Raw genomic sequence first — 11,983 nt, 5'->3', positions numbered from 1 at the left:
TCTATAACTTTCGGCCGTATGAGGAAGGATGGAATGATGCATTATGATGTAATTTAGCCATCATTTCAGATCCGAATAAAGTTACACCAGCGATTATTCCTGGAAGTATGGCAATAATCCACATTAAAAAAATCAGGTTGGTATTGCGACTGGCCAAATTTTGCATAATCAGTGAGGCGGCGAGCAAACCCACAATCGTAAAAATTGCTGCCAGAGGTCTTAGAATATTGCCAAACCGAGCAAAACTTCCTTTTAAAACACTGACAAGAGCAATGAGTGTAAAAGATATAATTGTCAGAGGTGAGGTTAATCGTCGGTGAGCCTCTACGGCAAGTTTCCCGTAATCTTTATTGGCAACCTCTTCTGGATCGGGATGTAATAACTCGTAAATTGACATTTCTGTTGCATCACGGGATCGTGCGGCATCGTTACGATTAGAGGACAAATCAATGGTATTACGTTCGAAATTTAGAATATTCAAACGGCCGGTTTTGTGATCAATGACCTCTCTGGATCCGTTAAATAACACAACTTGAGGTTGATCATTTAGAATGACCAGATTTCCTCTTTCTGCCAGAATGGTTGCCTTATTATTGGGTTGGCGATCATCTTCAATTAGTATTCCTTGTAGATTGCCGTTACTGTCTTTGGATTTAATATAAACGGTTAAATTATCAGAAGCGTTGGTGAATACTCCTTCCTCCAGCATGAATGCCGCCATTTTATTGCGAATTTTGTATTCAAATTTCCGGAAAGTGTGATAGGAGGTTGGAACAATCCAAACATTTAATAAATAACAGAAAATCATTGAAATAATTGAGCATATCAAACCTGGTCTCGCCAGGGAAAAAGAGGATATGCCAGCCGCGCGCATAACAATGATTTCACGATCACCATCCAGTCGCTGATAAATAAATTGGACAACGACAAATGTTGTTATCGGTAGAATAACGGCGACAAAAGATGGGATTAACAAGCCGGTTAATTGCAGGAAAACTTTAAGAGACAGTCCTCTTTCAACAACCAAAGAGACAAAACGTAAAGACTGGGTTAGCCAGATTAGAGCCGCCAATCCACCCGTGGTGGCAATCAGGGCAATTAGTAATTGCCGTAAAATATAACGGTCAATCATAGGTAGACGCAAGAATGTAAAAAATTGCATTAGTTAATATCCTGCTTTATACCTAAAAGGCTTTCTCTAATTAAATACAAAAGTAAAATTAATTATAATAACGAATGATAATAGCAATATTTTATTCTAGGCAGATATTGCAAGAATAAAATATTACTAATTTATTTTTTTCTGAATAAGTTGCAGATGATTTTATTCGTGATCTTTAAGATTTGGGGAATATTTTTCCAGGATTTAAAAGATTATCGGGGTCAAGTGCCTTTTTGATTTTTTGCATCAAATCAAGTTCAGTTTCGCTTTTCCATTCGGACATCATATAATTTTTAAGTTGTCCCACACCGTGTTCTGCTGAAAAAGAACCGTGTAGATCAAACACGATTTTGGATACAATATTCATTAAATTGTGACTTTTTTGTATAAATTCATCAGGATCTTCATGTTCAGGCTGAACAAGGTTAAAATGGATATTTCCATCTCCCAAATGACCAAATGGTGCGACACGGATACCTGGATACGTTTCCTGGCAAGCTTGGGTGGCACGAACAATAAATTCAGGAATGGCTGAAATTGGAACGGAAACGTCATTTTTGATATTTGCACCAGCCCTTTTTTGGGATTCGGCTTGTTCCTCTCTCAATTTCCATAGGTTTTGCCGTTGAGTTTCACTTTCGGCCAGAACTGCATCCAATACAATTCCCTTTTCAAAAGCCTCTTCAAGAACGGTTTCCAGTAATGCTTTTAATTTATCTCCTTTTTCAGGCAGAGCCAGTTCAACCAAAATATAAGTTGATGTTTCTGTTTCAAGGGGAAAATAGATGTCCTCGATATTAGAACGAACTAATTGCATTCCTGTTGATGAAATATATTCAAAAGCTTGTAGTGCAGCAGGATTATAATTGTGAAAAAGTCTTAAAAGTTTCAAGGCTTGATGGATGTCTGTAAGGGCGCATAACGCAACTTCAGTTGATTTTGGTTTCGCATGCAGCTGGATAACTGCCGCCGTTATAATGCCAAGAGTTCCCTCTGATCCTATAAATAATTGTTTAAGATCATAACCCGTATTGTCTTTTCTCAAATGCCGCAAAATATTTAAAATTTTACCTTTTGCTGTAACAACTTCCAATCCTAGAATGAATTCACGTGTATTACCGTAACGTAAGGTGTTGTTACCACCTGCATTGGTGGCGATAATTCCGCCTATTTGGGCTGATCCTTGTGATGATATCATGATTGGGAGATATAAATCAGATTTGAGAGCAATATTTTGCGCCTCTTCAAGAACAAGACCCGCTTCGACGGTCATAGTGTAGTCAATTGTATTGATATCCCTGATTTTATTCATATGATTGAGGCTAAGCACGATTTGTTTTTTATCTGGAGTGGGGGAGGCCCCTCCCACCAGACTTGTATTTCCGCCCTGAGGTACAATTGCAATTTGGTAGTCATTGCATAATTTTACAATTTCAGCAACCTGCTCTGTTGTTTTTGGACGGACAACGGCAAGACTGTTAGCGTGAAAAATTTCGCGCCAATCCGTATCATAGGAAATTTTTTCCTTAGGATCTGTAATTATTCCTTGTGTGTCAAGAATAGAGGTCAGGTTATTGATAAAATCAGAATTATCCATAAAAACTCACATTAATTTAAATAAATTGAATTATTTGGAGGGGGTGTTGAAGAAACAGAGTGATAAATAGCGGTAGTGGCAATGCCAATTAATAAACCACAAATGAAAAAAATGATGCCAAGAATTTTTTTAAAGGGTTCTTTGGCCTGATTACTATAAAGTACTGATTGGATTTCTGCCCGTGATTGTTGCGTCAACAATAATTCGGAACGTAATGATTCGTTTTGAACCCGTAAGCTGCGAATGACAGTATCCAATCGATTAATATCTTGAGTAAGGCTGGTAATCTGTGATCGTGCTTTGATAAGATCAGCATTGTTAGTAGTGCTTTTACGACTGCGGGATGATGGTTTTGTTTCAGGTTTTGGTGGATTTTCCGCAATGGAATAAAAAATGTTTTTTATTGCTCCACCAGTAACCATATTCTTTTTTGCCCTTTTTTTCAGGGTTTCAAGGGCATTTGCTGATTGACCTGGTTCATTTTCAAGAACCAAAGCCAGGATATCGGCCAGTATTTTCAGCTCTTTTTTATCAATGTTTTCGGTCATGATTCCAACTATGGTCTAGGTGCGGCAGCACGTTGAAGTCTATCACAAATAGCCCGACCGATGCCATAATCGGGAATAGGCATAACGGCAATTTTTTGCAATCCGAGTTTTTTCCCTTCTGTATCAAGAAATCTCAAATTTGCAAATAAATTCCTCGCAGCTTCTTCAAGATTTGAAGTCGGACTTAGGTTAACCGAAAGAGGGGCCTGTAAGGTGGTTTTACCGAAGGCAAGCAATGCTTCATTTGCCAAAACATGTGTGCAATTCAGACGAACCGTTAAAGAAGGTGCATAATGCGAACTTAATTGCCCGGGTGCGGTGATTTTTGTTTCTACAGAATCTTTAAAAGATAGCGGTCCGCAAATGGAACTCAGAGATTCAGCAGAAATTCCGCCAGGTCGAAGTAATTTGGGATAATCATCGCTTACATCCAAAATTGTACTTTCGACACCAATTTGACACGGACCAGAATCAAAAACAGCATCGATTTTTCCATTAAGTTCCTGATAGACATGTTGAGCTGTTGTAGGACTGACGTGGCCCGAAACATTGGCGGAAGGTGCGGCAATCGGCTTTTGACTGTATTCAATAAGCTGACGGGCTGTTAACGAATTTGGAATACGGACGGCCATTGTTGACAGATGAGCTGTTGCAGCTTGGCTGATTTGTGTGTTTTTTTGTTTGTTTAAAATAAGAGTTAATGGACCAGGCCAAAATTTAAGACCCAATTCATATGCCAGATCATTCTTTTCAACAAATTGGAAAACATGCTCAAGTTGTGCAAAATGGATAATAAGCGGATTAAAATTTGGACGTCCTTTTGCTTGATAAATTTTTGCGATAGCGTGGTTATTGGTGGCATCGGCGCCCAATCCGTAAACTGTTTCGGTTCCAAAGGAAACCAATCCGCCATTATGTAAAATCGAGGCGGCTTTGTGGATATTGAATGGCGTGTTGGTAAGTAAAAGTGTCATTGAAATTAAAAGTCTGTATTTTTTAAATAAGAATCAATCGGTATGCTTGAACAGTAGAAATTATGATTTCTCCAATTTTTTTTACCATATTGCAATGGCTGATTATTGAAATCGTAAATAATTCCACCTGCAGCCTCGAGAATTGCCTGAGGTGCAGCGGTGTCCCATTCCATGGTTGGACTGAAACGAGGGTGTAAATCTGCCTTTCCCTCTGCAATGCGCAGGATTTTTAAGGTTGAACCAAAACGTTTAACAGATGAAGTGTTAAATAATTTCAAAAATTTTTCAAAGGATGGATTTTTTATGCATCGAGGTGAAAAAAGAACACGAAACTGTTGATTGGGTGGGGAAAGAACATGAATGGGTATAATTCGGCCAGTTTTATCAATTTTCCAAGCCCCTTTATTCACAACACCAAAAAAATATTCGTGATAAGCGGGACAGGCCACAACACCCAGAACAGGTTTATGATCCCTTATCAGACCGATATTAATCGTGAAATTGTCACTATGTTGAATGAAGCCTTTTGTTCCATCCAGGGGATCAACCAACCAGAATTCGGATTTTACCGGAATTTGTATCCCTGAAGCTATTTCCTCTTCAGCGATAACGGGAATAGAGGGAGTATATTTTTTCAGCCCCTGAATAATTATTACTTCTGAAGCTTTATCAGCCTCGGTAACAGGGCTTGAATCGTCTTTGATTTTTATGTCAAAATTCGTTTTACGAATAGAATTGATCTCGTCAGCAGCCTGTTGAGCAATGGAGATAACTCTCGATACAAGTTCTGTATCAGAAAAATGGGTCATTAAATAAAATCCAACACTAGGGTCAATTGATCTGATAAGATAGGCAGAAAGCTGAGAAAAATACTTTAAAATCAGTGACAGATTGATTTTCGGTATCTTTTTTTCAAAAAATGGACGTAATTTATAGTCATAAATACTACGATCAATGATAAATTTGAATAGAATATAGTAACTTTATTTTAGGGGAGATAATTTCGTGACACTCGATATTCAGTTTACGAACCTGCATAAACCAGAAAAAGGTAATATTGTGTTATTCTCGTTTGAGAATGATGAGGGTGGTGATTCTGTAAAGGTTATTAATAAGATTATTCATAATGCCCTGGATCGGGCGATGAAGGCAGATAATTACACGGGTAAGTTTGGACAGGTTTGCAAACTTGTTTCTCCTGATGAAAATCATGATTATATCTTGGTCGTTGGTCTGGGAATGAAGGATAAGTTTTCCGTCAGTAAAGCCAAAGAAGCAGGTGGAATTGCGCTTCAGGCCTTGCAAAGGAAAGTGGAATCTTTTCATATTATGGCGGATTGGGATTTCACGGAATATGCGGGGTATCTTGTTCTAGGCGCCGTTTTGAAAAATTATGAATTTAAAAAATATTGCCTTGATAAAAGTAAAAAAGATGAATTCAGGCAATTAAAAGCGATAAAAATTATGGCTTCTGACTATGAAGGGGCGCAAAAACAATGGACTGACTTGTCTGCGGTGGCTGACGGGGTCTATTTGACCAGGGATCTTGTTAATGAACCCGCTAATCAGTTAAACCCTGCCGAATTTGTAAATCGTATCAAAAAGCTTGAATCATTGGGCCTTATGGTTGAAGTTATCAATAAAGAGAAAATGCAAGAATTAGGTTTTGGTGCCCTTCTGGGTGTGGCTCAAGGTAGTAATAACGAACCTTATACGGTTGTAATGCAATGGAATGGAAATCCTGATGATAAAGATCCGCCTCTCGCCTTTCTTGGAAAGGGTGTCACTTTCGATTCCGGAGGGATTTCCTTAAAACCAGCGAATGGCATGGAAGACATGAAAATGGATATGGCTGGCGCCGCGACTGTAACAGGATTGATGTCTGTTCTGGCCAAGCGTAAAGCCAAGGTGAATGTCATTGGTGTTGTAGGTTTGGTTGAAAACATGGTATCTGGTCATGCGCAACGCCCCGGAGATATAGTTCGCAGTGCCTCTGGACAGACAATCGAGGTTTTGAACACGGATGCAGAGGGACGATTGGTACTGGCAGATTTACTTTGGTATACGCAGGATCGTTTCAAACCGCGTTTCATGGTCAATCTTGCAACATTAACCGGAGCCATGGTTGTTGCACTTGGATATGAATATGCCGGTCTTTTTTCAAATGATGATGAACTGGCAGGTAAATTGTCGACAACCGGTCATGATTCCGGAGAAAAATTATGGCGTATGCCAATGGGCGATGCTTATGATAAAGCGATCAATTCTGACTTTGCGGATATGAAAAATATTGGTGGGCGTGATGGAGGATCCATTACCGCCGCACAATTTTTAAAACGATTCGTTAATGATACTCCATGGGCTCATTTGGATATCGCCGGAACAGCCTACACGGCAAAACCCAATTATTGCGGTCCAAAAGGGGCGACAGCTTTCGGTGTAAATCTGTTAAACCATTTTGTTGAAACTTATTACGAAAAATAAGGGAATTCGATGACCTCTGTTGGTTTTTATCATTTGACCCGAACAAGTATGGAGCAGGCGCTTCCCTCTTTGCTGATACGCACAAGACAACAAAAACAAAAAGGGATTGTTCTATGCAAGGATGATGAACAGTTGAAAAAACTGACAGAGATTTTATGGAATATTATAGACCCTATTTGGTTACCACATGGTTGTCATGCAAAAGAATATCGGGATGAATATCCTGAATGGCAACCAATTTGGTTGACGACTTTTGAGGAAAATCCAAACCTGGCAGCCTATCTGTTTGTTGTTCATGGTCAATCAGTCAATGATATCAGTCAATTTGAACGGGTGTTCGATTTATTTGATGGAAAAGAGGAACAGTTTGTATTGGCGGCTCGTGAACGGTGGCGTAAACTGAAAAAGGCTGGGCATGATTTGACTTATTGGAAACAAACAGAAAAAGGGTGGGAAAAAGGTTGATACAGTTGATCAAGCGATTATGAAATATTATTCGTAAAATCATATTATTTGAAATTACTATGAGTTTTTAGGGGTAAAATTCTGTCAACATTAATTTTGTGTTTGATCATATTAGGAATCGTTTTATTGTTTTATCAAACAAGTATGCTCTATCTTGTTAACGTTGGGTTTATAAAATCTGAAAGATATTACTTTCCTAAGTTATTTTTTAGTTTTCCACTTTATGGATCTATCACTGGGGCTTTTCTTGCCTTTCTTGCACTGGTATTTCATTCTGATCCATTATCATTTTATCCTTTTATTCTAAGTGACGTATATAAAATCAGTTTCTATTTAGATGGGCTATCTTGTTTTTTCCTTTTGTTGTTGTTTACGACTGCCTTTTTATTCTTATATTATCAACCGTTGTTGTCTAAAAATTGTTATTTTCTCTTTTTAAATATTATCGCCATATCCTTTTTTGTTGCAGGAAATTTCTTTTTTCTGATTTTTCTTTTATCATTGGTTTTATTGATTATTTATCAGGCAGATCAGAAGAAAAATTTGGTTTATTGGATTGCTTTTGCATGTTTGTTGGGGGTCATGAGTTTTTTACCTGTTATGAGTGATAACCAGTTTAGTCCAAGAGATATTGATTTTTCTAGGATTATGCAATCCAATAATATAGATTGTCTGTTTTTTTTATCACTTTTGCCTATATGTTTTCTGCTTGGATTATTTGATTTTTTTCATAACGAAAAATCTGATGAGAAACTTAATAGAATTGGTGATATTTCTTTCTATTTGATTTGTTTAAAAAGCATGATTGGATTTTATGCATTATTAAGATTTATCATCAGTGTTAATGATTACAAATTTTCCCTTATCTTGATTTTATTTACTGGATTTCTAGGCTTAACATCCGCATTGCGTTTGGGTTGGTCCAGTTTAAAAAGTGTAACTGTATACGATCGGTTACGATATTTATATTCTTTGAACAATGCATTATGGCTTGAGCTTGTTTGCATCCTTTTATTTTCAATTCATTTTCAAAAATTAGCCATACTGTCTTTGACGTATGATTTTCTTTTCTTTGGATTACTAATTCAGAATTTAGGATTTGCACTGGCTTTTCTATTAACATCTTTTTTGAAAAGACAAATCAATACGGCACTTTCAATTTGTACCTTTTTTTGCCTCGCACTGTTGTTATCTGGTTTTCCTCCATTTCCCGGATTTACGCTGTTATGGGGGAATTTGCAACTAGGCATGAATGTCATATTCAGTCATTATTTATTTAATATGATATTTGCATTATTTTTTATAGGATGTAATTCTGTTATTTTTATTTTTTTGGTTCTGGGTTGGATTAATTTACTTATAAATCTTTATAAAAAAAATCGGCATCAATTTAATCTATCGTCAAAATTATCATTTAATTTTTTACAAAAAAACGGAAAAGGGATCAGGATTTATTTATCCGGTCTATTTCTTTTGTCCTTTTGCCCGGGAATAATATCGTTTCTAATCTATCCAATAAAAAAAAATCTAATTCACACGGAAAAATTATACTGGTTTGCATTCAAAAATGATGAATTGCAATTTTCGTTTGTCCCTGTTTTTCCAATGATATATTTATTAATCTTGGCGGGTTTATTTTATCTTGTGAAAGAGAAAATTAAATTTAAAGCGTTGATAAATCAAACAAAAAAATATGTTGTTTTAGAACAGGGTGTCTATGAGGGTCATGTTGATAAAACCAGTTTTGGTTTTGGTGAAAAAACATTCATCTATACATTGGCTGATATTTTACTTTTTAAAAAATATTTGGTTATAAAACGTAAAGGATATGTAGAAAGTGTAAAATTTTATCGTTGCTTTTCTAATTATAGAAATTATTTTAATTTATTGATTTGGGAAAATGAGCAGAAAGTCTTTATATCTATAATTATTATCTCTTTGTTATTAATAGGATTTTTTGCTAGATGATATTTCTGTATTGGTTGATGTCCCTATTAATGATCCTATTTCATGTATTATTGATTTTAGGTATGGCACCTTTAATTATGGTGTTTATGGAAAGGTTGAATGGAAAAATTCAGGGAAAACCTTTGGAATCATTCCAATATGTATTACAAAACATCAAAATTATATATTCACGAATTTTAAATTTTCTTTTTAAAAAAATATTGTCTGTCAATACCCTGATTTATTTAATAATTATTGGATTATTAGTAACTGTGGCAATATCTATTCCGATATTTTCAACAAATATCCTGGTTAACAATAATTCCGATTTTATCTTTGTTACGATATTGTTAATATTTGTGCCTTTTTTGATATTTTTTCTTGTTTTTCAAGATTGCTCACTGTTATGTTTCAAAAAATCGCAGCGGATTATGTTCCAAACCTTCATGTATATTCCTGCAATTTTACTGATCGCTATGGTTTGCCATTTAAATACAAAAAGTACAGAGCTTTCGCATATTGTCCTTTTTTTTCATAATTCCACAAGTTTGATAAATTTGGCTCTATGTCCTCTTTTTATATGTGCATGTTCTCTATTTTTTCTTGTTCTAGATATACCGGACTTTGTGAATTTTATTGAGAAAGATGGGTTTGATGGAGACGAGAAGGCAATCTTGTTTTATATTTCTAGTCTCCAGTTTCTGATCTGGTTATCCCTGATTGCGTTTTTAATATGGCCTCAGAGTATTGCCATCTTTGATTTACAGACAAAATCCTTGATATATTGGTTGTTAACCGCTTTTTTTGGATTATTGGCATGGAGTGGTAAAATTGTCATAGAATGTCTTGTAATTTCTATAATGAGAAATTTTTTATTTTTGTCCAAGGATTATTACAAAATTGGTATTGCAACAGTATTGAATTTTGTGGCCGTTGTCATTTATTTTGCGGGTTTGGGCGGAATATAGAATGGTATTTGCCTTTTTTATGAGTCTGCTATTACTGATTACGATAAGCGGTATTTCCTCGTCTTCGTTACAGGCAGTTATTCATTCTATACTGACGGGATGCTGTCTTTTATCTGGTTGGCAGAATGCACTTAACAGTAAAATTACGTTATTGAGTTTTTTTATGCTTTTCACTGCGACAATTTTTTTTACGGTCATTTTGAAAGGACAATATTTCCAGCATACTTTGAAAACCTTATTTACAGGATTATTCTTGACCATTCTTGCTGTTTCCCTTGTTGTCCATGTATTGCCGCCTTCATTGTTCCGCTTGGAATATGGAATAGTTTTATCTATAATTTTGGTTGGGGTATTTTATAGCATGAGCAGTCAAGCAATCGGAGGACAAATTGCTGGTATGCTATGTGTATTGAATGCTTTAACCCTTGTCGTGGGATTGAATAGTCAATTCTATGCATTTTTTACTCTTTTTGCTTTTTATGTTGTGTTTTTGCTAGCTTCTATTTTTATCATGCAACGTTTTGGACAGGTTGACTGTGTTCGGAAATGGTGATTTAGCAAAAATTTTGTATTGGAGTTGTGTTCTCTGGCCCGTGGCAGGAATCATAGGAATTTATGCCTGTCATCATCAGCGTGCAAAAATCCGATGTCATTTTATTGTAACAATAATCCTTTTTTTTATTACGGTTGCATCGGCATTTATTCATGATGATTTTTATCTTTCCGTTATTTGGAAACATGACGAGTTAACAAGTTTTTTAAGGGTTATGATCGCTATAGGTAGCATTATTGCATCAATAGTTTTGAAATTCATGGTTCCTGGCCAATTAAGTTCATCTGGAAAGCAAAAAAAATTATCCTATAGTCTCGGCCTCTATCAATTAATTATCTGTACCGCCATGATGGCTGTAGCTATTAATAATTTTTTTATAGCGCAGATTTGTTTGCATAGCATGATTTTCCTGTCTTTTTTGGCTTGTTTTATTCATGGTGGGGGAGAACAGATACAGGCGGCCTGGGAATACTTCCGCTATATGCTTTTTTTTATGATAATGGCTTTGATGGGTGTTTTCATTCTTGAGTTATCTGTTGGACAAACCTATCCCTTGTTACCCCGTTTTGGCAGTTTTATCCTGGCGTTTAGTATTGTTCAAATGATCGGGTTGTTTCCCGTATTCATTACTTTTCTACGTTTTGTCAATCATTTGCCCACTTTAATTGGCAGTATTGTCTTTTTTATCATCCCAGTTGCTTTTCTCTCCTTATTCATAAGATTATTTCAAATCTCATCTTATCAAAACCCTCAATCATTTCTCATGATATTAGGGTTGATCAGTTTCATTATTATTCTTATAAAAGAAAATGATGATCCTTTTTTGTATTCCCCGTTTTTGATCACTATTTTGGCAGCATTGGCTGGTGTTTTTTCCAATGGATTTCAGGGTTTATATGGTTTTTGCCTTTTCATAACTGTTCTGGTTATTTATGCACCGTTAGGGTATATTCTTCGAAAAAGTCCTTTTGCTGTGGATTCTAGAGGTTGGTTTATCATTGCCATATCTGCATTTCCGCCATTTGGCATATTTTTTGCATGTGCCATTTTGATTGCGAGTTTGTTTGCACAGTTTCCCTGGTTGGGATCATGCTTGTTTTTATTGTTTTTTGTAAGAGGCTTTTTTCTGTTTAAAAAAAATAATATTCAATTATTTTCTCGAAATATTTTTACAAAAGAGGGTGGATGTTTATTGAGCCTGATTTTTTTACCCTCTTTGGTTATTCCTATCATTGCCAAATATTGGCTATTTCAAATTGCAATGCAGTTTATACAAAAGTGATTG

11 protein-coding genes are annotated in these 11,983 nt (G+C 35.9%); 6 read left to right on the top strand and 5 right to left on the bottom strand.

Going from position 1 to position 11,983, the window contains the following annotated elements; genetic code table 11:
* Window position 1: 1 nt before the first annotated feature.
* The 5 genes from lptF to cysQ all read right to left on the bottom strand — a co-directional run bounded on the left by lptF (window position 2) and on the right by cysQ (window position 5,090).
* On the bottom strand, window positions 2–1,162 hold the full coding sequence (gene lptF / locus D9V35_RS06710; protein WP_122123869.1) for an LPS export ABC transporter permease LptF: 1,161 nt from the start codon (window positions 1,160–1,162) through the stop codon (window positions 2–4).
* Between the two features lie 175 nt (window positions 1,163–1,337).
* Window positions 1,338–2,759, bottom strand: coding sequence for an FAD-binding oxidoreductase (locus D9V35_RS06705; RefSeq protein ID WP_122123868.1), 1,422 nt, complete (start codon window positions 2,757–2,759; stop codon window positions 1,338–1,340).
* Between the two features lie 11 nt (window positions 2,760–2,770).
* Window positions 2,771–3,307, bottom strand: coding sequence for a hypothetical protein (locus tag D9V35_RS06700; RefSeq protein WP_110438348.1), 537 nt, complete (start codon window positions 3,305–3,307; stop codon window positions 2,771–2,773).
* An 8-nt stretch (window positions 3,308–3,315) separates the two neighbouring features.
* A complete protein-coding gene (locus D9V35_RS06695) occupies window positions 3,316–4,281 on the bottom strand; it encodes an L-threonylcarbamoyladenylate synthase (RefSeq protein WP_122123867.1) in 966 nt (321 codons plus the stop codon).
* A gap of 5 nt (window positions 4,282–4,286) precedes the next feature.
* Window positions 4,287–5,090 (bottom strand): 3'(2'),5'-bisphosphate nucleotidase CysQ, encoded by an 804-nt coding sequence (gene cysQ / locus D9V35_RS06690; protein WP_122123866.1) that lies wholly within the window; start codon window positions 5,088–5,090, stop codon window positions 4,287–4,289.
* A 196-nt stretch (window positions 5,091–5,286) separates the two neighbouring features.
* On the opposite strand from cysQ, the gene D9V35_RS06685 reads away from it, so the two are divergent.
* The 6 genes from D9V35_RS06685 (at window position 5,287) to D9V35_RS06660 (ending at window position 11,980) form a co-directional block, all read left to right on the top strand.
* On the top strand, window positions 5,287–6,765 hold the full coding sequence (locus D9V35_RS06685; protein ID WP_122123865.1) for a leucyl aminopeptidase: 1,479 nt from the start codon (window positions 5,287–5,289) through the stop codon (window positions 6,763–6,765).
* 9 nt (window positions 6,766–6,774) lie between these two features.
* Window positions 6,775–7,230, top strand: a complete 456-nt coding sequence (locus D9V35_RS06680; RefSeq protein WP_122123864.1) for a DNA polymerase III subunit chi — start codon at window positions 6,775–6,777, stop codon at window positions 7,228–7,230.
* Between the two features lie 582 nt (window positions 7,231–7,812).
* Window positions 7,813–9,198 (top strand): hypothetical protein, encoded by a 1,386-nt coding sequence (locus D9V35_RS06675; protein WP_162988605.1) that lies wholly within the window; start codon window positions 7,813–7,815, stop codon window positions 9,196–9,198.
* 410 nt (window positions 9,199–9,608) lie between these two features.
* Window positions 9,609–10,145, top strand: coding sequence for a hypothetical protein (locus D9V35_RS09360; protein ID WP_162988604.1), 537 nt, complete (start codon window positions 9,609–9,611; stop codon window positions 10,143–10,145).
* Window positions 10,146–10,164: 19 nt separating this feature from the next.
* Window positions 10,165–10,698, top strand: coding sequence for a hypothetical protein (locus D9V35_RS06665; protein ID WP_162988603.1), 534 nt, complete (start codon window positions 10,165–10,167; stop codon window positions 10,696–10,698).
* Window positions 10,682–11,980, top strand: a complete 1,299-nt coding sequence (locus tag D9V35_RS06660; protein ID WP_122123860.1) for a hypothetical protein — start codon at window positions 10,682–10,684, stop codon at window positions 11,978–11,980. Before D9V35_RS06665 ends, D9V35_RS06660 begins: the two co-directional genes overlap by 17 nt.
* Window positions 11,981–11,983: the final 3 nt, after the last annotated feature.

Origin of the sequence: Commensalibacter melissae, assembly GCF_003691365.1 — a bacterium.
In the GTDB taxonomy this organism is placed as follows: Bacteria; Pseudomonadota; Alphaproteobacteria; order Acetobacterales; family Acetobacteraceae; genus Commensalibacter; species Commensalibacter melissae.
Note: the sequence above shows the minus strand (reverse complement) of the source record. Positions and strands in the feature narration are given on the sequence as shown.